Annotated in this window: 24 protein-coding genes; 4 read left to right on the top strand and 20 right to left on the bottom strand. The window is 51.3% G+C overall.

The features are described from left to right. Positions 1-8: 8 nt before the first annotated feature. The 3 genes from ulaC to ulaA are packed head-to-tail and all read right to left on the bottom strand — an operon-like array spanning position 9 to position 2,201. Positions 9-473 (bottom strand): PTS ascorbate transporter subunit IIA, encoded by a 465-nt coding sequence (gene ulaC, locus C3D30_RS01050; RefSeq protein ID WP_105286347.1) that lies wholly within the window; start codon positions 471-473, stop codon positions 9-11. Positions 474-482: 9 nt separating this feature from the next. Continuing rightward, the gene (gene ulaB, locus C3D30_RS01045; protein ID WP_000218350.1) at positions 483-788 is read right to left on the bottom strand and encodes a PTS ascorbate transporter subunit IIB; all 306 of its coding nucleotides are present in this window, start codon (positions 786-788) and stop codon (positions 483-485) included. Positions 789-803: 15 nt separating this feature from the next. Beyond that, a complete protein-coding gene (gene ulaA, locus C3D30_RS01040) occupies positions 804-2,201 on the bottom strand; it encodes a PTS ascorbate transporter subunit IIC (RefSeq protein WP_105286346.1) in 1,398 nt (465 codons plus the stop codon). 354 nt (positions 2,202-2,555) lie between these two features. On the opposite strand from ulaA, the gene ulaG reads away from it, so the two are divergent. Together ulaG and ulaR are read left to right on the top strand one after the other, a co-directional pair. Next, the gene (gene ulaG, locus C3D30_RS01035) at positions 2,556-3,620 is read left to right on the top strand and encodes an L-ascorbate 6-phosphate lactonase (RefSeq protein ID WP_010351293.1); all 1,065 of its coding nucleotides are present in this window, start codon (positions 2,556-2,558) and stop codon (positions 3,618-3,620) included. 108 nt (positions 3,621-3,728) lie between these two features. Then, on the top strand, positions 3,729-4,484 hold the full coding sequence (ulaR, locus tag C3D30_RS01030; protein WP_000133631.1) for an HTH-type transcriptional regulator UlaR: 756 nt from the start codon (positions 3,729-3,731) through the stop codon (positions 4,482-4,484). On the opposite strand, the gene yjfP is transcribed toward ulaR, so the two are convergent. After that, positions 4,481-5,230 carry an esterase gene (gene yjfP / locus C3D30_RS01025; RefSeq protein ID WP_105286345.1) on the bottom strand — a complete coding sequence of 250 codons (750 nt, stop codon included), beginning with the start codon at positions 5,228-5,230 and terminating at the stop codon, positions 4,481-4,483. The two genes, ulaR and yjfP, sit on opposite strands and share 4 nt — an antisense overlap. 181 nt (positions 5,231-5,411) lie before the next feature. Here yjfP and bsmA point away from each other — a divergent pair, with 181 nt between their 5' ends. Then, positions 5,412-5,741, top strand: coding sequence for a biofilm peroxide resistance protein BsmA (bsmA, locus tag C3D30_RS01020; RefSeq protein ID WP_000254627.1), 330 nt, complete (start codon positions 5,412-5,414; stop codon positions 5,739-5,741). A 148-nt stretch (positions 5,742-5,889) separates the two neighbouring features. After that, a complete protein-coding gene (gene yjfN, locus C3D30_RS01015; RefSeq protein ID WP_000811566.1) occupies positions 5,890-6,165 on the top strand; it encodes a DUF1471 family protease activator YjfN in 276 nt (91 codons plus the stop codon). A gap of 116 nt (positions 6,166-6,281) precedes the next feature. On the opposite strand, the gene C3D30_RS01010 is transcribed toward yjfN, so the two are convergent. The 16 genes from C3D30_RS01010 to hfq all read right to left on the bottom strand — a co-directional run bounded on the left by C3D30_RS01010 (position 6,282) and on the right by hfq (position 21,896). Further along, the gene (locus C3D30_RS01010) at positions 6,282-7,907 is read right to left on the bottom strand and encodes an isovaleryl-CoA dehydrogenase (protein WP_105286344.1); all 1,626 of its coding nucleotides are present in this window, start codon (positions 7,905-7,907) and stop codon (positions 6,282-6,284) included. An 83-nt stretch (positions 7,908-7,990) separates the two neighbouring features. Continuing rightward, positions 7,991-9,154: a glutathionylspermidine synthase family protein gene (locus C3D30_RS01005; RefSeq protein WP_105286343.1), complete on the bottom strand. Its 1,164-nt coding sequence runs from the start codon at positions 9,152-9,154 to the stop codon at positions 7,991-7,993. Positions 9,155-9,156: 2 nt separating this feature from the next. Beyond that, positions 9,157-9,795: a DUF1190 domain-containing protein gene (locus C3D30_RS01000; RefSeq protein WP_105286342.1), complete on the bottom strand. Its 639-nt coding sequence runs from the start codon at positions 9,793-9,795 to the stop codon at positions 9,157-9,159. Between the two features lie 9 nt (positions 9,796-9,804). Next, on the bottom strand, positions 9,805-10,203 hold the full coding sequence (locus tag C3D30_RS00995; protein ID WP_000547757.1) for a DUF350 domain-containing protein: 399 nt from the start codon (positions 10,201-10,203) through the stop codon (positions 9,805-9,807). A 17-nt stretch (positions 10,204-10,220) separates the two neighbouring features. Then, the gene (locus tag C3D30_RS00990) at positions 10,221-10,880 is read right to left on the bottom strand and encodes a YjfK family protein (RefSeq protein ID WP_105286341.1); all 660 of its coding nucleotides are present in this window, start codon (positions 10,878-10,880) and stop codon (positions 10,221-10,223) included. Positions 10,881-10,930: 50 nt separating this feature from the next. Then, a complete protein-coding gene (locus C3D30_RS00985) occupies positions 10,931-11,629 on the bottom strand; it encodes a PspA/IM30 family protein (protein WP_000511940.1) in 699 nt (232 codons plus the stop codon). Positions 11,630-11,647: 18 nt separating this feature from the next. Beyond that, positions 11,648-12,049, bottom strand: a complete 402-nt coding sequence (locus tag C3D30_RS00980) for a YjfI family protein (RefSeq protein ID WP_000220110.1) — start codon at positions 12,047-12,049, stop codon at positions 11,648-11,650. A 126-nt stretch (positions 12,050-12,175) separates the two neighbouring features. Then, positions 12,176-12,907, bottom strand: a complete 732-nt coding sequence (gene rlmB / locus C3D30_RS00975; protein ID WP_001293282.1) for a 23S rRNA (guanosine(2251)-2'-O)-methyltransferase RlmB — start codon at positions 12,905-12,907, stop codon at positions 12,176-12,178. Between the two features lie 180 nt (positions 12,908-13,087). Further along, positions 13,088-15,529, bottom strand: coding sequence for a ribonuclease R (gene rnr, locus C3D30_RS00965; protein ID WP_105286340.1), 2,442 nt, complete (start codon positions 15,527-15,529; stop codon positions 13,088-13,090). 38 nt (positions 15,530-15,567) lie between these two features. After that, positions 15,568-15,993: a nitric oxide-sensing transcriptional repressor NsrR gene (gene nsrR / locus C3D30_RS00960; protein WP_001177639.1), complete on the bottom strand. Its 426-nt coding sequence runs from the start codon at positions 15,991-15,993 to the stop codon at positions 15,568-15,570. 204 nt (positions 15,994-16,197) lie between these two features. Next, on the bottom strand, positions 16,198-17,496 hold the full coding sequence (purA, locus tag C3D30_RS00955) for an adenylosuccinate synthase (protein ID WP_000527955.1): 1,299 nt from the start codon (positions 17,494-17,496) through the stop codon (positions 16,198-16,200). Positions 17,497-17,599: 103 nt separating this feature from the next. Then, positions 17,600-17,797, bottom strand: a complete 198-nt coding sequence (locus tag C3D30_RS00950; RefSeq protein WP_001089300.1) for a DUF2065 domain-containing protein — start codon at positions 17,795-17,797, stop codon at positions 17,600-17,602. A gap of 81 nt (positions 17,798-17,878) precedes the next feature. Next, positions 17,879-18,883, bottom strand: coding sequence for a protease modulator HflC (gene hflC, locus C3D30_RS00945; protein WP_001232411.1), 1,005 nt, complete (start codon positions 18,881-18,883; stop codon positions 17,879-17,881). 2 nt (positions 18,884-18,885) lie between these two features. Further along, positions 18,886-20,145 (bottom strand): FtsH protease activity modulator HflK, encoded by a 1,260-nt coding sequence (gene hflK / locus C3D30_RS00940; RefSeq protein ID WP_000312488.1) that lies wholly within the window; start codon positions 20,143-20,145, stop codon positions 18,886-18,888. Between the two features lie 86 nt (positions 20,146-20,231). After that, positions 20,232-21,512 carry a ribosome rescue GTPase HflX gene (gene hflX / locus C3D30_RS00935; protein WP_000460360.1) on the bottom strand — a complete coding sequence of 427 codons (1,281 nt, stop codon included), beginning with the start codon at positions 21,510-21,512 and terminating at the stop codon, positions 20,232-20,234. A 75-nt stretch (positions 21,513-21,587) separates the two neighbouring features. Beyond that, positions 21,588-21,896 carry an RNA chaperone Hfq gene (gene hfq, locus C3D30_RS00930; protein WP_001051883.1) on the bottom strand — a complete coding sequence of 103 codons (309 nt, stop codon included), beginning with the start codon at positions 21,894-21,896 and terminating at the stop codon, positions 21,588-21,590. Positions 21,897-21,978 lie beyond the last annotated feature (82 nt).

The following is a 21,978-nucleotide window of genomic DNA, read 5'->3' as shown; positions in this document are numbered from 1 at the left end:
ATTCCTTCTTAAGCTGCCGCGTTGGTGCGGTCAATGAGATCCAGTACTTCCTGCTCGGTACGGCAGGCGCGTAAACGGTCGAAATTCTCTTCATCTTCAAACAGGTTGACGATCTGCATGATGCCCACTTCCTGGTGAGTGTTGGCATCGACCGCCGCCATGGTGATGAGGATATCCACCGGATCGTTATCTTCGTGGTTGAACTCCAGCGGCTTTTTCAGCGTCACCAGTGCAAAGCCGGTTTTCTTAACGCCCTCTTCCGGGCGTCCGTGCGGCATTGCCAGGCCTGGTGCGAGCACGAAGTACGGGCCGTGCTGTTCAACCGCATCCAGAATCGCCTGGTAGTAACGCGGCTCGACGACATCCGCAGCCACCAGCAGATCAACGCCGATTTTCACCGCGTCCTGCCAGGTTTCAGCTTCGGCCTGCAGACGAATGGATTTATTTTCCGCCAGCGAATCACGTAATGTCATGGCGCGTCCTTACTTCACGTCCTGCGGGAAATGCTCTTTGATCACTTCCAGCAATTTCGGGCCAAAGTCGGCAGGAGAGAGCATATTGCGCACACCAACGACATATTTGTTGCCGGTAACGGTGATTTCGCCCGCAATATGCGTAGAAGCGATGATGATATCCGCGCCGCTCAACTCGCTTTTGTATTCGCCAACCGCGCAGCTATTTACCGAGTGGTCGATGTTCGACTGGGTTAAAAACTGGTCCACTTTCATCTTCATGATCATGGAACTACCTTGTCCGTTGCCACACACAGCCAGAATACGTACGGTCATAATCAAAACTCCTTATTAAGCAGACTGTTCTGCCAGTTGTTTTTCTGCATTTTCTTCTGCGCGCAGTGCGCGGCCAGCGAAGAACATATAAGTCAGTGCAATGACGATGATGACGGCCATAAAGGCGATACCGATGGAGAAGAAGCCCTGCATCATCGGTGGTGCCAGAATCGACCAGTCCGCCATGCCCATCCAGGCGCTCATACCGGTGAGTTTCACCGCCCAGACGCAACCGAAGATTTCGATCACCCCCATCACCAGGCAAATTTTGAGTGCTGCACGCCAGCCGCCGAAGTGGTTAGCAAATACGCCGATGGTGGCGTTGGAGAAGAACATCGGGATAAAGCCAGGAATAATCAGGATCGAGGAGCCGCAGGCAACCAGGATGCCAACCGCAATCAGCTGACCGATGGTGCCCCACATAAAGCCCCAGACCACGGCGTTCGGCGCGAAGCTATAGATAGCCGCACAGTCAATCGCCAGAACCGCACCCGGGATCAGGCGCTGGGAGATACCGTTAAACGCTTCAGAGAGTTCCGCCACAAACATGCGCACGCCCTGAGTGATGATGAAAATCGCTACCGCAAAGGAGAAACCGGTTTGCAGGATGTAGACCGTCCAGTGCACTTTGCCTGCCATCGCCTGTACGGTGTCGATACCGAAGGAGAGCAGAATGGCGCCAAAGAAGATGGTCATCACAATCGCCGTGGAGACGATGTTGTCGTGGAAAATATTCAGCCAACCTGGCAGTTTGAGGTCTTCAACGCTCTCCTCTTTCTTGCCCAGGAACGGCGCGACTTTGTAGGCAATCCATGATGCAAACTGCTGCTGGTGACCGATGGAGAAACCGCAGCCGTCTGTCACTTCCTGAGTCGGCTTGTACATCATGTTGGAGGTGATGCCCCAATAGAGCGAAACCAGAATCGCAGTGCAGATAATGGTCGTCCACATGGAGTAGCCGAAGATAAACAGCGTTACCGCAATCAGCCCTGCCTGCTGGAACATAATGTGACCAGTCAGCATGATGGTACGAATGCCAGTAATTCGACGCAGCAGCACGTAACAGATGTTCAACGCCAGAGCCAACAGCACCGCATAACCCACCCAGCTATAGGCATCACCCATACGTTCGATGGTCGCCATCATTGAGGCATAGGTATCTGAAATCGCACCGTTAATGCCATAAACTTCCGACATTTTCGCCACTACCGGTTTGAAGGTACTGGTAAGGATGCCGGATCCTGCCTGCAACAACATGAAACCAATAATGGTTTTAATCGTACCTTTGATAATCACGCTGACACTTTTGCGCAGCAGGATGTAGCCCAGACAGGTCACAATACCCAGCAACAATGGGGCATTGGTCATGACCTGGTTAAAAAACACGGTAAAGATGTTGTAGAGGATCTCCATAACGATCTCCTGAAGAAGAGGTAACCGGGTATTCCACACACCCGGAATGTTGTGTACTCACTCTAATTTTCAAAAGTAATCACAACAAGATTATTTATGATTAAATGTGACGCGACACGCAAATAATTCCACAACGAAAGTAAGTGATTCACATAAAGAAACAATTAATCATTTAAATTCATTAAGTTAACTTTATTACACATTCCATTAAATCTTTCCACAGCCAAAATTCACAACAACTTTCCAGGCCAAAAGTCAAAAAATGGTCATTGCCTTCCTGAAAAAATAGTGTCAGGATTAATCAAAACCAATCAATTATTGATTCGAATTGAACCATCATGAAGGTAAATGGCGATGAGTAAAGTGAAAAGTATCACCCGTGAATCCTGGATCCTGAGTACTTTCCCGGAGTGGGGTAGCTGGCTGAATGAAGAAATTGAACAGGAGCAGGTCGCACCAGGCACATTCGCGATGTGGTGGCTCGGCTGTACCGGGATCTGGTTGAAATCAGAAGGTGGCACCAACGTTTGCGTCGATTTCTGGTGCGGTACTGGCAAACAAAGCCACGGCAACCCGCTGATGAAACAGGGTCACCAGATGCAGCGCATGGCGGGCGTGAAAAAACTGCAACCAAACCTGCGTACCACGCCGTTTGTTCTAGATCCGTTTGCTATTCGCCAGATCGACGCCGTGCTGGCGACGCACGATCACAACGATCATATCGACGTGAACGTGGCAGCCGCCGTGATACAAAACTGCGCTGATGACGTACCGTTTATCGGGCCGAAAACCTGCGTGGATTTATGGATTGGCTGGGGCGTGCCGAAAGAACGTTGCATCGTGGTCAAACCAGGCGATGTAGTAAAAGTGAAAGACATTGAAATTCATGCACTTGACGCGTTTGATCGTACTGCACTGATTACCCTGCCTGCGGATCAAAAAGCGGCTGGCGTACTGCCGGACGGCATGGACGATCGCGCGGTGAACTACCTGTTCAAAACGCCTGGCGGCTCCCTGTATCACAGTGGCGATTCCCACTACTCTAACTACTATGCGAAACATGGTAACGAGCATCAGATCGATGTGGCGTTAGGCTCGTACGGTGAGAACCCGCGCGGTATTACCGACAAAATGACCAGTGCCGATATGCTGCGTATGGGTGAAGCCCTGAATGCGAAAGTGGTTATCCCGTTCCACCACGATATCTGGTCAAACTTCCAGGCCGATCCGCAAGAGATCCGCGTACTGTGGGAAATGAAAAAAGACCGCCTGAAGTATGGCTTCAAGCCGTTTATCTGGCAGGTTGGTGGCAAGTTCACCTGGCCGCTGGATAAAGACAACTTCGAGTACCACTATCCGCGTGGTTTTGACGATTGCTTCACTATTGAACCGGATCTGCCGTTCAAATCGTTCCTGTAATCGTGTCGTTTATACCGGATAGCGTAGAGATGTTCGCGCTATCCGGCGTAGTATTTCCTGGCTATTTCAAATATCATCTAAAAAAATCAAATTTTATCGGAATAGCTCATGACTGAAGCACAAAGACATCAAATTCTCCTGGAAATGCTCGCACAACTGGGCTTTGTGACTGTTGAGAAAGTCGTTGAGCGTCTGGGAATTTCGCCTGCTACCGCGCGGCGTGATATCAATAAACTCGACGAAAGCGGCAAACTGAAAAAAGTGCGCAATGGCGCAGAAGCCATTACCCAGCAGCGCCCGCGCTGGACGCCGATGAATCTGCATCAGGCGCAAAATCACGATGAAAAAGTACGTATCGCTAAAGCGGCCTCGCAGCTGGTCAATCCGGGCGAAAGCGTGGTCATCAACTGCGGTTCCACCGCATTCCTGCTTGGGCGGGAAATGTGTGGCAAGCCAGTGCAAATTATCACTAATTATCTGCCGCTGGCGAATTACCTGATCGATCAGGAACATGACAGCGTGATAATCATGGGCGGGCAATACAACAAAAGTCAGTCCATCACCTTAAGCCCACAGGGCAGCGAAAACAGTCTCTATGCCGGGCACTGGATGTTTACCAGTGGCAAAGGACTAACAGCGGAAGGGTTGTATAAAACTGATATGCTGACGGCGATGGCAGAACAGAAAATGCTGAGTGTAGTAGGAAAACTGGTGGTACTGGTTGATAGCAGCAAGATTGGCGAACGCGCGGGGATGCTCTTTAGCCGTGCCGATCAAATCGATATGCTGATCACCGGCAAAAATGCTAACCCAGAAATCCTGCAACAACTGGAAGCGCAAGGGGTCAGCATTCTGCGTGTTTAAAGATGTTGGCGGAAAAATGTCACAGCGGCATCTAACGCCTCGGGTGTAATACGGTGGCGCACGCATGGCTGCCATGAACAGGTTAACTGTTTATCCCGTCCCGTTTCTCTTAATGCCTGCTGCAAACGTAGTGATTCGTCGGCAGGCACTACATCATCGTCAAGGCCATGCCACAGCAGGAGCGGCCTGTCCCCGAGTTGTTCCAGGTGGTTTGTCGCTTCCCACTCCACCAGTGGCGCAATAACATTATTAAATTCATTCTGTTGTGCTGCCGTTTCAGGTATTAGCGGTGGAAACAGTGAACGGGCAAGCGATGTGAAATAGCCCGAGCCCATCATGCTGGCAGTACATTTCACCGTTGGGTGGCGAGCGGTAATCCCCAGCGCCGTCATCGCGCCCATCGATGCGCCACCAACCGCCAGACGTTCATCAAGCAGCCATTTTTCTTCGGCTATTGCCGCACGTAAGGTAGTGAACTCCTGCATACTTTGTAGCAAGATTTGCCAGAATTGATTTAACCGTCGCGGTGCGTCGCCACTAAAACGGCTACCGTGATCGGGCGCATCCGGCATAATCACCCGCAAACCAGTCTGCGCCAGCGCGACGGCAAAATAGCTATACACCAGGCTGGATGAAGTAAAGCCGTGATAAAAAATCACGCATGGTAACGGGGTTTCTTTTTGCCCTGTGGGATAAGCGTGAAGAACGGGAATATCTGCCAGCACGCGCGATTCTAATTCAATCATCTGTTTCTCCTTTGGGTCTGGTATGACATGAACAAACCCTTAGCACAAGTTTCTGCTGGCAGTATTAGTTCATAATGTTGAGATGTGGATTACGCTTTCGCCACGTTTTCATTCGAAAATCGCGTACCAGGTAACAATTCGGGAACATTCCCCCAAAGTTAAATTAATAAGGCACTACACTATGGTTAGCAGGAAACGTAATAGCGTTATTTCCCGGTTTGCCAGTTTATTATTGGTGTTGATGTTAAGCGCCTGTAGCGCACTGCAAGGTACGCCACAGCCAGCACCACCAGTAACAGACCATCCGCAAGAAATTCGCCGCGACCAAACCCAGGGGTTGCAGCGAATAGGTAGCGTAAGCACGATGGTTCGGGGTTCTCCGGATGACGCATTAGCAGAAATCAGGGCGAAAGCTGTCGCTGCAAAAGCTGATTATTACGTTGTCGTCATGGTGGATGAAACCATCGTGACAGGACAGTGGTATTCACAAGCCATTTTATACCGTAAATAAATCAGACAACTTACATAGTAAGCTTTACATTGCTTTGCGTCCCTATGCGTTTACCTGTGCACAATAAATTACCGACTGGAAGCTCGGGCGTTTATTACCGCGATGGAATGCCCTGCAACATGTGGGGAAACGAAAAATGGAGCTGACGATGAAACAATTACTTGCCTCACCCTCGCTACAATTAGTGACTTATCCTGCGAGCGCCACGGCACAGTCTGCAGAATTCGCCAGTGCTGACTGCGTGACGGGCCTGAATGAAATAGGTCAGATCTCGGTTAGCAATATTTCAGGGGATCCGCAGGACGTGGAACGTATCGTGGCGTTAAAGGCCGATGAACAGGGGGCGTCATGGTATCGCATTATTACCATGTACGAAGACCAGCAGCCCGATAACTGGCGTGTACAGGCGATACTGTATGCATGAATGTCATCAACATCGAATGAACAATGCCGGATGCGGCGCCTGCGCCTCACCCGGCCTACAAATCTCATACACTTCATTTAGTGAAGCGAAAACAGCATCGCATCACGCATGAACGCTTACAAACACACACCTCCCGTCGCCCGCAGTAATAAATCATTCTGGATCTGCTCTGACAACCGTACGCCGCCGCGCGTATCTAACATCACCTGACACCACGCCTGCGCCATTGGCGGTGAAGCATATTTCAACATTTGTGCGCCGCAACCCAGCAGGAATAGCTGATGAGTGATCTCTCGCCCAAGCTCTTCAGTCGGTTTGCGCAGTTGCTGCTGTAATCGACGAACCGCGCGATCAAAATAGCGATCCTGCCCTTTCACTTCCATAAACGCTTCCGCCAGTAAATCGTATACACCAGCCTGCTTATTGAGCACACGCAGAACATCCAGACACATGATGTTGCCAGAGCCTTCCCAGATGCTATTTACCGGCATTTCCCGGTAAAGACGCGGCAGCTCGCTCTCCTCGCAATAACCAATGCCGCCCAGCACCTCCATCGCTTCGGCCACAAACGGCATACCACTTTTGCAAATCACAAACTTCGCCGTTGGAGTGAATAGGCGCGCCCACAGGGCTTCTTTAGCATCGGCACGCCGATCCCACGCTCGCGCAAGACGAAACAGCAACGCCGTTTGCCCTTCAAGCAGAAGTGCCATACGACTTAAGACATGACGCATAAGGGGCTGTTGGATCAATGGATTACCAAAAACATGACGTTGATGTGCATGATAAATCGCCAGCGAGAATGCACGGCGCATCATGGCATGGCTACCCAGGGCGCAATCAAAACGCGTCATCCCGCCCATTTTCAGGATCAGGCGAATACCTTCTCCTTCCTGACCCAATAACCAACCGATGGCATCCTGAAACTCCACTTCGCAACTGGCGTTGGAGCGATTACCCAGCTTGTCTTTCAGCCGCTCCAGGCGAATCGCATTCCGTTGCCCATCAGGCAGAAAGCGCGGCACAAAAAAGCAGGACAACCCCCCCGTGGTCTGCGCCAGCACCAGATGCGCATCGCTTTGCGGCACCGAGAAAAACCATTTATGCCCCACCAGCCGATAAGAACCATCTTCCAGACGTTCTGCCCGAGTGGTATTGCTCATAACATCAGAGCCGCCCTGCTTTTCCGTCATTCCCATGCCAATCAACAGGCCGCGTTTTTGCCCGCCGGGTAATAGGTGGGAATCGTAGCGATCGCTCAACAACGGCGTGCTCCAGTCCTTAAACGGCGCAGGTAGCATCTGTAACAACAATGGCATGGCGGCAAAGGTCATGGTTATCGGGCATAACGATCCGGCCTCAACCTGCGCGTGTAACATAAAACGCGCTGCCCGCGCCACAAATGCGCCAGAGCGAGCGTCTTCTTCCCAGGCCAGATTGTGCACCCGATTGGTACATAACGCCTGCATCAGCAGGTGCCAGGCAGGGTGAAAACGCACATCGTCCAGACGGCGTCCCTGCGCATCGTAGCGCAACAATTCAGGCGGATTCACATTTGCCAGCCGCCCCAGTTCAAGGGATTCAGCCGTTCCTAGTTGCTGACCAATACTGGCAAGAAAATCGCTATCCCAGCCAGCACCTTCACGCGTTACCGCTTCGCAGAGCGCGCCATCAGACAGGTATAAGTTGCTGTTATTTAATGGTATCGGTTGATTGAAAACGGTGTGAGTTTGCCAGTGCACTGTGTCTCCCTCCATCAATGGCAGTCACCATTAGTATGGTCACTGCCACGGATTCCTGACAGAAAGAGATTGCTAAAACATTCTTAACCAGCAATGTAATGCGGAACAAAACGCGAGGTGTCTTTAGTGATCAGCGTGTTATCTTCACGGATCCCCATTCCGCACGCTTCATCATCGACAACCCAGCTACCAATCAGTGTGTAGCTATCGCCAAATCGCGGCAGCGGTTGAAACGCCTGGTAGATCATCGGTTCATCGGCGTAATCACCATCAGCATGGTCAACGACATTATTCTGACCGTTGAAAATGGTGACGTTACCACCTTCGCGCGAGTAGATCGGTTTACGTACGTAGCTTTCGCCAGCGGCAATCTGCGGTTTTTCGCCCTCAAACCAGGATGCCAGAAGGTTAGGATGCCCAGGGAAGAAACGCCACAGCAGCGGCATTAACCCTTTATTGCTCAATATGCTTTTCCATAGCGGCTCCACCCATTGCTCACGGCGCTTGCGCAGCAAAGGACCGTTATCGTCACGCATCATCCACTCCAGCGGATACAGCTTAAATGCACGCTGGATGACGTTATCATCAAGATCGGTCAACACGCCGCCGACGCCCAGACCGAGATCTTCAATGTAGATAAACCGTGACTCCTGCCCTGCCTGCTGAGCACAGTCCTGCAAGTAGAGCACGGTAGTCCGGTCTTCGTCGGTATCCTGACAGCAGCAAAAATAAAACGGCTCCCGGCTATAAAGCTCGCTAAAGCGCGAGATCAGGCGTTCCTGAATGGCATTGTACTGATCGGCGTCACGTGGAATAACGCCGCTGCGCCGCGCATCCTCCAGCCATAGCCACTGGAAATATGCCGACTCATACAACGAAGTCGGCGTATCGGCGTTGTACTCCAGCAGCTTCACCGGCGCATTACCACACCAGGCAAAATCCATACGGCCATACAGCGAAGGATCGCGCGCACGCCAGCTTTCAGCGATCACATCCCAGTACAACGGCGGGATCGCCAGTTGCGTCAGGATCTGTTCATCTTTAACGGCACGCTCCACCACCTCAAGACACATCTGATGTAACTCTGCGGTTGGTTTTTCGATCTGCTCTTCTATCTGGCGCAGAGTAAAGCGATAGGCTCGACTCTCATCCCAATAGATCTCATTATCGATGATATGAAAGTCGAAACCGTTGTCGGCGGCAATCTGGTCAAGATCCTGCCGTACAGGGACGTTATGTCTCAGCATAATTACCCTCCCCAATGCCCACGGGCGCTGGAAGAACGACCATAGCCGCCGCGAGAAACCGTTGAGGCTTTTCTGGTGGTAAAGCCGCCCGAGGAGTAAGACTCTTTTTTGCCAGAACCGGAGCGCCAGGAGTAATCACCGGAAGTGCTGCGCCAGACGGGGCGCGAAGCAAATGAGGATCCTCCGCTGTTATAGACGAACGGCTCATCGCGATCTTTACGAATAACCCGGCTTAACAAAAATCCTGAAATGACTGGAATCCAGCTCTGTTCAACATTGTCGTAGTAGCAATTTTCGTACTTAGACTGACAATTCTGCTGAGTCATATTCTTCGGAACATCGGCATAAAATGCCGCTTTGGCATTGTTCCAGCCACGCGCACAGATGTCTGAATTATTACCATCATCAATACAATCCTGTACTGTCGAATAAAACGTTCCGTCGCCGTCGTTATCGACGTCGCTACTATCGGCACATCCTTTCAATACGAAAAAAGCGGCACCGCCCATTAGCGCCAACGTTAAGTATTTTTGTGCGTAACGATTGCGACGCGGTTCAAAAGGATTATTCGGTCTACTAATGCGACTGATCGCTCCTTGACCAATTTTACTGTTATTTCTTGATTTGCGTTTTCTGGCCATGATTGTCCATTACCATGTCATACAAGCTGCGTTAAAAATACCGCCAGCCAGCGCGGCGGTTCCCATAAACATTCCTGCCGCAGTGTTGTGATTAATAATTTTATCGCTTAACGCCGGCATATAAAGTCTGACGCCAGCAAAAACGAGTAACTGAATCACCAGTGCGATTCCGCCCCAGGCAAAATAATCTGGAATACTCACCGCATTGATTGCCGCACTGGATAATGGAATAACGTAACCCAACAACGTGCCACTGAACGCCAGCGACGCCGCAGTGTTATTATTCTTGATCAACTGCCATTCATTATGTGGAGTAATTTTGGAATAGATAAAAAGAAAGATAATCACCATAGCTACGCCGATAAAAAAATAGGCGCTAAAAGCAAGGAGTGAATCCAGTATATGCATTATAAACGTCCCTGTAATTAACCAATAATATGAAGTGATGTCAGTGGGATATCGACACCCAGCGCGCGAGAAAATAGCCACTCCGGCTCGCCGAGGTCGTTAAATGATTCCTCACCATTTAACAGCAAATATTCGTAAGTATCTTCGGTCACCTGCCGTTGGTAGCCCATGGTAAAATTATGCACTTCCCATTTGGCATGGTTTTGATTTTCTACTTTTTCCAGCATGTAGACGGGTTCGATATATCCCGGTTCTTCGCTGTTAAAAAATCGCTGCCAGCGTTTTTCCTGCCAGTTTAGGGTTATCGCCCCCATCGCTTTGGCGTTGATCGCCTCGCGCCAGTGGCTTTCTTTGCTGATACCGTAGCTCTCTTCATAGACAAATAGCTTGATATCATCAATGTCATCAATATCTTCGCCGCCGGTGGTGTTAATTTGCAGAAATTCATCGCCAGAAGTGTAATAGCGGAAAATCTGGCTACCGCCGCCCAGATCGATGCAGCTGACGGCGGCCACGGTATATTCTTCACCCGGTAACTCGATCAGCAATGCCTCTTCCAGCAAACGAAACGCTAACGTATCGAGCGTGAAACCACTATTGAGATGGAGTCCCAGCGGACCACGATTAATAGCAGGCTTATCATCCTTGCCAAACAGGCGCTGGAAAAAACCAGACATATTTTATCCTTAAAATAGTTGCCAGCCTTGCAGTGAGGCTGGCAAAAAAATTACTCACCCTGTTGGCGTTGCAGTCTCGCCAGCACATCCTGGGCACTGCTTTTATTGGTGCCGCCAATTCCGGCCTCCGCCAGCTTTTCGTCAAGATCGCGACCGTCTGCGACTTTCTCCAGCTGTGCGGCGGCATCCAGTCGAGCCTGACGTTCAGCCTGACGCGTTTGCAGGCGTTTTAATGACTCTGCCGCTGTCGAAACGCTGGAAGACGCGCCGACTGTAGATGTCGTCACAGCCTGCTGCGCACGTTGCATCGCTTCAGTGGCCTTAACGACTTCCATTTGTTGTTCAAATTGGGCAATACGCTGTGCCGTCGCCGCAACCGCTTTTTCTACGCCATCGCGGGAGACTTCCAGATTCGACAATACTTGTTCTTCAGCGGTAATGAGATTCTCAAGACGCGCGATTTCTTCAGCAACTTCGTTAATCAACGACGGATTAACGTTCTTACTCAACGCTTCCAGCGCACGGGCTTCCAGACCCGCTTTACGTTCGCGTAAATCTTTCAGTTTGTCGTTGCTTAATTTCACTCGCGCCAGCAGATCGACGCGAGATTTTCCGGCTTTATCCAGTTCAGCTTTAGCGTCGCGAATATGTTGTTCCAGCATCCGCACACCCTGGGTTTCTTCAATGGACTCTTCCGCCTGTGCGATAAATGATTTACCCAGCGTAAATAAACTTTTTAAAATCCCCATAAATACGAATCCTTGTAATTAGTGTGAATATTCTTCAGTAATTTCAGCCAGATCCAAGGCGTTATCCACCAGTGTGGTTATCTCCAGCAGAATGTCGTCAAGGGAAGATTTAAGCGATAACGCCCCGAAAACGATGTAATACTCTTCCTGTTGCACACTGGAGATCCCTACCGATGACAGCGGCATAATCTTCTGATTTCTTAATAGAAAGGTATTAAATTCATCTGGATTGCTGATATAACAAACCGGACAAATGAAGGTTTCGATAATCATCTGGCGAGAAGTAAAAAGAATATTGATCTGCAAATCGCCATAATCATTCATTTTAATAATTAATGCGTTTTCGCTATTTGTTATATCAATATTTTGTTCAGGTACAGCTTGCAGCGCCGCCGCCAGCGCCAACGGATTCCATGTCATATATTATTCCATATAGATTAAATTTAATTATTAATAAAATGAATATTTATAGAGCGTAATTATCTTACCAGCTATAGATAAAAAAAAACCATCCAAATATGGATGGTTTTTCATAATTCAGAAGAATTAGCTACGCTGGCGAACTGCTTCAAATAAGCAAATTCCGGTCGCAACCGAAACGTTCAGGGAAGAAACGCTACCTGCCATCGGAATACTAATCAGTTCATCGCAATGTTCACGGGTCAGGCGACGCATACCTTCACCTTCCGCGCCCATCACCAGCGCCAGACGACCGGTCATTTTGCTCTGATAAAGCGTATGATCCGCTTCACCTGCCGTACCGACGATCCAGATGTTCTCTTCCTGCAACATACGCATAGTGCGCGCCAGGTTGGTTACCCGAATCAGCGGGACACTTTCTGCCGCGCCGCAAGCCACTTTTTTCGCCGTGGCGTTGAGTTGAGCGGAGCGATCTTTCGGCACAATCACTGCATGAACGCCAGCGGCGTCAGCACTACGCAGGCACGCACCGAGGTTATGCGGATCGGTTACGCCGTCGAGGATCAGCAGGAACGGTTGATCGAGCGAAGCGATCAGATCCGGCAGATCGTTTTCCTGATACTGACGTCCAGGCTTCACGCGGGCGATAATGCCCTGATGCACGGCACCGTCGCTTTTCTCGTCGAGATATTGGCGGTTTGCCAGCTGGATAACCACGCCCTGGGACTCAAGGGCGTGAATCAGCGGCAACAGACGTTTATCTTCACGGCCTTTTAAAATAAAGACTTCCTGAAAACGTTCAGGGGCACGCTCCAGCAGGGCCTGCACTGCGTGGATGCCGTAAATCATTTCGCTCATTAATGTACTCGTTGTTTACGTTTTGCCTGATGCGCTACGCTTATCTGGCCTACATGATTCCTGCAATATATTGAATTTGCGTGATTATGTAGGCCGGATAAGGCGTTCACGCCGCATCCGGCATGAACAAAGCGCATTTTGTCAGCAATCTGCCCCTCTTCTGTTTGAAGAGGGTAATGATCACTCTGCCACTTTTTTCTTCGCCGCACGCTTCGCTTTGGTTGCAGCGGCTATTTTCTGCGTTTTCGCCGATGGCTTTTTCGCTTTTTTCGCGTCTTTCTTCGCCGCTTTCGGCTTCGTTTTTTTCTCACCACGGAAGGCGCTGTCTGGCTCAAAGTTTACCTTTTTACCGACCTGACGACGCTTACCGCCTTTTTTGCCTGCATCGCCTTTTTTCGCTTTCTCGCGCGCCGTTTTACCGACGTTGCGCGGTGCGCGTTCGCTGGAGATCAGGCTAAAGTCGATTTTGCGCTCGTCCATATTAACCGCTTCGACGCGAACTTCCACGCGATCGCCCAGACGATAAGTCTGACCGCTGGATTCCCCCATCAGGCGTTGTCCGACTTGATCAAAGCGATAGTAGTCGTTGTCCAGCGAAGAGACGTGAACCAGACCATCGATGAACAAGTCGTCCAGACGGACGAAGAAGCCAAAGCCAGTGACGCTGGAAATCACGCCTTTAAAGACGTTACCTACCTGGTCGAGCATGAAGTCACACTTCAGCCAGTCAGCCACATCGCGCGTTGCTTCGTCGGCACGGCGTTCCGCCATCGAACAGTGCTGACCCAGTTGCAGCATCTCTTCCATCGAATAATGGTAGCCGCCGGTTTCAGTGGTGTTGCCCTGATGCCCCTGCTCTTTCGCCAGCAGATATTTAATGGCGCGGTGCAGCGTCAGGTCAGGATAACGACGAATCGGCGAAGTAAAGTGCGCATAGGACTGCAATGCCAGACCGAAGTGACCACGGTTTTCCGGGTCATAAATCGCCTGTTTCATTGAACGCAGCAGCATGGTTTGCAGCATTTCTGCATCAGGACGATCGGCAACCGACTCCAGCAGCTCCGCGTAGTCACGTGGTTCCGGCTTGTTACCACCCGGCAATTCCAGCCCCAGCTCCGCCAGCACTGAACGGAAAGAGGTAATCGCTTCGGTGCTCGGCTTGTCGTGAATACGGAACAGTGCCGGTTCTTTGGCTTTCTCAACGAAACGTGCCGCTGAGATATTCGCCAGAATCATACACTCTTCAATTAATTTGTGCGCGTCGTTACGCTGAGTCTGTTCGATACGTTCAATACGACGTTCGGCGTTGAAAATGAACTTCGCTTCTTCGCTCTCAAACGAGATCCCGCCGCGCTCTTCACGGGCTTTATCCAGCACTTTATAGAGGTTATGCAACTCTTCGAGATGCTTAACCAGCGGGGCGTACTGCTCGCGCAGATCCTGATCGCCCTGCAGAATATGCCAGACTTTGGTGTAGGTCAGACGCGCGTGAGAGCTCATCACCGCTTCGTAGAATTTGTAGCCAGTCAGGCGGCCTTTCGACGAAACCGTCATCTCGCACACCATACACAGGCGGTCTACCTGCGGGTTGAGCGAGCACAGGCCGTTAGAGAGCACTTCCGGCAGCATCGGGATAACCTGCGACGGGAAGTAGACCGACGTACCACGGTTACGCGCTTCTTTGTCCAGCGGGGTTGGCGGACGCACATAGTAGCTGACGTCGGCAATTGCGACCCATAAACGCCAGCCGCCGCCGCGTTTTTTCTCGCAGTAAACTGCATCGTCAAAGTCACGGGCGTCTTCGCCATCAATGGTGACCAGCGGTAAATCGCGCAGATCGACACGACCCGCTTTTGCTTCTTCCGGCACTTCTTCTTTCAGTCCGGCAACCTGTTGCTCAACGGCCTGTGGCCAGATGTACGGGATTTCATGGGTGCGCAGAGCGATATCAACCGCCATGCCGGTGCCCATATTATCGCCAAGCACTTCGACGATTTTACCCACCGCTTTGGTACGGCGAGTCGGGCGTTGGGTCAGTTCGACCACCACCACAAAGCCCATCCGCGCGCCCATGATCTGATCTGGCGGGATTAAGATATCGAAGCTCAGACGGCTGTCGTCAGGAACCACAAAGCCGACGCCCGCTTCGGTAAAGTAGCGACCAACAATCTGGCTGGTTTTTGGCACCAGTACGCGGACAATACGCGCTTCACGGCGACCTTTACGGTCAGCGCCCAGCGGCTGCGCCAGCACCTGATCGCCATGAATGCAGGTTTTCATCTGCTCGCTAGAGAGATACAAATCATCTTTACGTCCTTCAACCCGCAGAAAGCCGTAGCCATCACGGTGGCCAATAACGGTACCTTTCACCAGGTCGAGGCGTTCCGGCAGCGCATAGCACTGACGGCGAGTGAAGACCAGTTGACCGTCGCGCTCCATCGCGCGTAGGCGGCGGCGCAGGCCTTCAAGCTGCTCTTCGCCTTCAATGTGCAGTTCAACCGCCAGCTCATCACGGCTGGCCGGTTTTTCACGTTTGGTTAAATGTTCGAGGATAAATTCCCGACTAGGGATGGGATTCGCGTATTTTTCAGCTTCGCGTTCCTGGAAAGGATCTTGTGACATCTCGGTTCCTCCGTTGTCATCTCTGATGAAGATTTTCGTCACTCCACCAGCAATAATTTATAAAGCGGTTGATTCTCTTCAACCAAATCGGCAAGCGTGTAGTTATCCAGTTCCGTAAGAAAACTTTGCACGGCCTTAGAAAGTGCCTGTTTCAACCGACAGGCAGGTGTAATGTGGCAAAACTCGCTACTGCAATTCACCAGCGATAAGGGTTCCAGCTCGCGCACCACATCACCAATACGTATCGCACTCGCTGGTTTACCCAGGCGAATGCCGCCATTTTTTCCACGAACAGCAGTCACGTAGCCGGCACGACTAAGTTGATTGATTATTTTGACCATATGATTACGGGAGACGCCGTAGACGTCAGTCACTTCAGAAATACTGGTCATCCGCCCTTCTGGCAATGACGCCATGTAGATCAGCGCACGTAATCCGTAATCAGTGAAACTCGTTAACTGCACATCAACCTCAAAAGGGAAATCGGGAAAAAATACATTTACATTGATGATAAACCAGCCACAAGCTGTGTCGCTAATTTATTTCAGTTTGGGGAAGGAAAAAAGCGAGGATTTAACACTGCGTCGGAAAGCGTAATGGCTTACTCGACGCAGTAATGTATCACACTGCTAGCCCAGCAGGCAAAATATCTGCCGGGCACACCAGAATTACGCGTCGAACGGGTCGCGCAGAATCATGGTTTCAGTACGATCCGGACCGGTAGAGATGATATCGATCGGCACACCAGTCAGCTCTTCGATACGCTTGATGTAGTTCAGCGCCGCCTGCGGCAGGCCGCTACGATCTTTCACGCCGAAGGTGGATTCAGACCAGCCCGGCATGGTTTCGTAAATCGGCTCTACACCTTTCCAGTCGTCAGCTGCCAACGGAGTGGTGGTCACTTCGCGACCATCCGGCATACGGTAAGCCACGCAGAGTTTCACCTCTTTCAGACCATCCAGTACGTCCAGTTTGGTCAGGCAGAAGCCAGACAGGGAGTTCAGCTGTACCGCACGACGAACGGCAACGGTGTCCAGCCAGCCGGTACGACGACGACGACCCGTAGTTGCGCCGAATTCGTTACCCTGCTTGCAGAGGAACTCGCCAGTTTCATCAAACAGTTCAGTCGGGAACGGACCTGCACCTACACGAGTGGAGTAAGCTTTGAGGATACCCAGAACGTAATCAACATAACGCGGGCCCAGGCCAGAACCGGTCGCCACGCCACCCGCAGTGGTGTTGGAAGAAGTTACGTACGGATAAGTACCGTGGTCGATATCCAGCAGCGTACCCTGCGCACCTTCGAACATGACGAAATCGCCACGCTGACGCGCCTGGTCGAGCAGGTCAGAAACGTCAACAACCATAGAAGTCAGGATGTCGGCAACAGCCATCGTATCATCGAGAACTTTCTGGTAATCAACCGCTTCAGCTTTGTAGTAGTTAACCAACTGGAAGTTGTGATATTCCATCACTTCTTTCAGTTTTTCAGCGAAGGTTTCTTTGTCGAAAAGGTCGCCAACACGCAGACCGCGACGTGCAACTTTATCTTCATAAGCAGGCCCGATACCACGACCCGTGGTGCCGATCGCTTTCGCGCCACGCGCTTTCTCACGTGCGTTATCCAGCGCAACGTGATAATCAAGGATCAGCGGACATGCTTCAGACAGCAGCAGACGCTCACGAACGGGGATGCCACGGTCTTCCAGTTCTTTCATCTCTTTCATCAGCGCGGCCGGAGACAGCACAACACCGTTACCGATGATGCTGGTTACATTCTCGCGGAGAATACCTGATGGAATAAGATGGAGAACGGTTTTTTCACCGTTGATTACGAGAGTATGGCCTGCGTTGTGACCGCCCTGGTAGCGTACAACATATTTAGCCCGTTCAGTCAGAAGATCGACGATCTTACCTTTACCTTCGTCACCCCATTGGGTGCCCAGTACGACGACGTTGTTACCCATTTTTCAAAATCACCGTTTGCTTAAAAATGGATTCTACCATCGCTTTTTCAGAGTTACAGCACTTTTTGCATCCAAAAATGACCTTAATCAGTCTATTTTTTGTTCAGCCAATCGTTTTCCTCAACATGTAGTAGACCACAACGCCCGCAACCACAAGTCCCCCACCAAAACGACGTAAAATATTATCGGGCAAATTGGTCATCGCAGAGATCATCTTCTTCCATGCCTGCGGGTAAAGCATCGGCCCTAAACCTTCCAGCACCAAAACCAGGGCAAGCGCCAGCCAGATTGTCGAATTCATTCATTATCCTTATAGAAAAAGAAAACCACCGACATCCCTGAGGATGCGGTGGCTTTATTGACCTGTACCGCAGTCGTTATCTTAACGTGTCGCGGAGCTCGGCGTCTTCATGTAGCGGAAGAAATCGCTGTCCGGGCTCATGACCATCACGTCCTGATTACCGGAGAAGCTATTCTCGTAGGCACGCAGGCTACGGATGAATGCGTAGAAGTCCGGATCTTTGCTGAATGCATCAGCAAACAGTTTGGCAGCTTCAGCGTCGCCTTCACCGCGCATGATACGACCCTGACGCTCTGCTTCTGCCAGCGTTCTGGTCACTTCATAGTCAGCAGTCGCGCGCAGTTTCTCCGCTTCTTCCTGACCTTGTGAACGGTGACGACGCGCTACCGCTTCACGCTCGGCGCGCATACGGTTGTAGATCGCTTCAGACACTTCGGTCGGCAGGTTGATCTGCTTAATACGCACATCGACAACTTCAATACCCAGCGCCGCCATACTGTTCGGGTTGATGACCGGAACTTTGCCCTTCGTCTCAGCCGTTACGCGCTCTGCCGCTTCGGCAATGGCGTTATCTGCTGCTGGGGTAGTAACTTCATCTTCTGTACCCGCAGAACCAGAGTTCAGCGCGTCACGCACTTCCAGGGTCAGACGACCACGGGAATCGGTGACGATGTCTTTCACGTCCAGGCGACCAATTTCAGAACGCAGACGGTCAGAGAACTTACGTTTCAACAGCACTTCCGCTTGCGAAATGTCGCCACCGCCCGTTGCCAGGTAGTAACGGCTGAAATCGCTGATGCGCCATTTGATGTAAGAATCGACGATCAGGTCTTTCTTCTCTTTGGTCACAAAGCGGTCGGCCTGGTTGTCCATGGTTTGAATACGCGCATCGAGCATTTTCACCGTTTCAATGAACGGTATCTTGAAATGCAGACCCGGCTCATAAACCAGAGGTTTGTTGTCATCGTCACGCAGTACCTTACCAAAACGCAGCGTAATACCGCGCTCACCTTCTTTGACGACAAAGACAGACATGTAAAGCACTACCAGCACGATGATGATAATCGCGATAACTGACTTACGCATCGTTATTCCCCCTGACGCTGGTAGTCGTTACGCTGCGCGTTGGCGCGGCGTTGGTCCATAATATCGCCCTGACTGGTGGACGACGTGTTGCTTGCCCCACTGGTCGTGGAGGAAGAGGCTGGCGGCAGACGCAGCAGATTGCTGGCACCGTTGTCGCTCTTCGCCGCAGGCGCGTTACCCCCTTTCAGCATCTGGTCTAACGGCAGAACCATCAGGTTGCCACCTTTGTCGTTAACCAGCACTTTGCGGGTATTGCCCAACACTTTTTCCATCGTCTCGATATACAGACGCTCGCGAGTAATTTCCGGCGCGGCTTTATATTCCGGCAGAAGTTTAGCAAAGCGCGCCACTTCACCCTGGGCTTCCAGGATAGTCTGCGCCTTGTACGCACGCGCCTCTTCGAGGATACGTTGCGCCTGACCGTTCGCACGCGGCTGAACTTCGTTGGTATACGCTTCTGCTTCGCGAATGTATTGCTGTTCGTTTTCACGTGCGGCAATCGCATCGTCAAACGCTGCTTTTACTTCTTCCGGCGGACGAGCAGCCTGGAAGTTGACGTCCAGCAGCGTGATACCCATGTCATACGGGCGGATAGTCTCTTCCAGTTCGCGCTGAGTATCGCTACGAATCACGGTACGACCTTCCGTCAGAATGCGGTCCATGGTGTATTTACCGATAACTCCACGCAGGGCGCTGTCGGTAGCCTGACGCAGGCTGTCATCCGGGCTGGTCACGCTATACAGATATTTTTCCGGATTGGTGACGCGGTACTGCACGTTCATCTCAACGCGCACTACGTTCTCGTCTGACGTCAGCATCACACCAGAAGCTGCCAGTTCACGCACGGCTTCCACGTTCACCGGTTTTACTTCGTCGATAAACGTCGGTTTCCAGTTCAGACCCGGCTCAACCAGATGGCTGAATTTACCAAAGCGTGTTACCACGCCGCGTTCGGCTTCTTTAATGGTGTAGAAACCACTGGCCGCCCAAATAATGACAATCGCTGCCGCTGCGATGGTAACGACACGACCGCCAAGCTGCGGGCGCGGGCCTTGCGATGAACTACCACCGCCAGATCCAGTGCCTTTACCGCCGCCCAGACCACCGAGCTTTTTGCTCAGTTTACGGAAGATATCATCTAAATCAGGTGGCCCTTGATCGCGACCGCCTTTGTTTCCATTTCCCTCAGAGTTGCCGCCAGGTTTGCTGCTTCCCCACGGGTCGCGGTCTTGTCCGTTATTACCGGGCTGATTCCACGCCATGTTTGTGCTCCATATTTGTTATGCGGTGATCCCTGTTGTCTTTCGACGCCAGAGGATATGACTCCACGCTTCAGACGCTTTGCCGGTTAGATCAGGTAATCGATCAACGCCGGTTCTTGTTTACAGAGGCGACGCCAGTCAACGATCGGCATACGAACTTGCAGACTTACACTGCCGTCCTCCTCCATCCACTCTTTTTCTATTGCCTGAAGCTGATAAAAACGACTTCTCAGACGCCCTTCCTGCGGCGGCAGACGCAATGTATGCTGCGCCACCTCACCGGAAAGCCGCTCCGTCAAAGCCTGAAAAAGCTGTGGTATCCCCGCTCCGGTCTGCGCAGAAAGCCAGACACGGATCGGTTTGTTCTCTTCGTCCCGATCAATACGCGGTTCGAAATCTTCCAGCATATCGATCTTATTCATCACCAGCAGGGTTGGGATCTCGTGAGCATCGATCTCTTCAAGAACCGTATTCACCGCTTCGATGTTTTCTTGTACACGCACATCTGCCGCATCAATGACGTGCAGCAGCAATGTGGCTTGCCGCGTCTCTTGTAACGTGGCTTTAAACGCCGCCACCAGATCGTGCGGTAAGTGGCGAATAAACCCTACGGTATCTGCCAGCACGGTTTCACCGACATCCGCGACGTCAATACGCCGCAATGTCGGATCGAGGGTGGCAAACAACTGGTCTGCCGCATAGACCCGTGCTTCGGTAATGCGATTGAAAAGGGTAGATTTACCGGCGTTGGTATATCCCACCAGCGAAACAGTAGGAACGTCGGCTTTGATACGCGATTGCCGCCCCTGCTCACGCTGCTTTTCAACTCTTTCCAGGCGCGACTGTATCTGCACGATGCGATTACGCAACAAACGACGGTCGGTTTCGAGCTGGGTTTCACCCGGACCACGCAAACCGATCCCGCCTTTCTGTCTTTCAAGGTGGGTCCAGCCACGCACCAGGCGCGTAGCCAGATGGCGCAGCTGCGCCAGCTCAACCTGCAACTTACCCTCATGGGTACGCGCACGTTGGGCGAAAATATCTAAAATAAGGCCGGTGCGGTCGATGACACGACACTCGCACAAACGCTCCAGGTTACGCTCTTGCGCTGGGCTCAGGGCATGGTCAAAAAGAACGACCGAAGCACCCGTCGCTTTGACAGCTTCCGCAATTTCAACTGCTTTACCTTCACCTACAAAATACTTTGGGTGTGGCGCTTTACGGCTACCGGTAATCACCTGCAATGCTTCGACACCGGCGGAAGAAACCAGAGATTCAAACTCCTGGAGGTCTTCCATATCTTTGTCTTGCGTAAAATAGATGTGTACCAGCACCGCCTGCTCACCAGCATCATAACGGTCAAACAAGCGTAAAACCCTCTAAATAGATCAGCGGGGAACGCAGGATCGCTGGCTCCCCGTGTAAAAAAACAGCCCGAAACCTTATTCGGTTTCTTCGCTGTCCTGTTGCGCGGAAGTATTCTGCGCGCTACTACCATGATGGTAGTTACTGCTCGTACCGCCACCGGCGTTGTTACTGTGATGAGAAACCGGACGAGACGGGACAACAGTAGAAATCGCGTGCTTATAAACCATCTGGCTGACCGTGTTTTTCAACAGGATCACGAACTGATCAAAAGACTCGATTTGTCCTTGCAGCTTAATACCATTCACCAAATAAATAGAAACTGGAACACGTTCCCGACGCAGTGCGTTCAGGAACGGATCTTGTAAAGATTGCCCCTTAGCCATTCTCTCTTTTCCTTATATGCTTATTTGTACTTTGAACCTTTCGATTCTGAAAAAATTGCGCACGATACGTCTCAATTGTACA

This window comes from Escherichia sp. MOD1-EC5433 (assembly GCF_002966005.1).
GTDB classification, from domain to species: Bacteria; Pseudomonadota; Gammaproteobacteria; order Enterobacterales; family Enterobacteriaceae; genus Escherichia; species Escherichia ruysiae.
The sequence above is the reverse complement of the archived record's forward strand: the minus strand, read 5'-3'. Positions and strand labels throughout refer to the sequence as shown.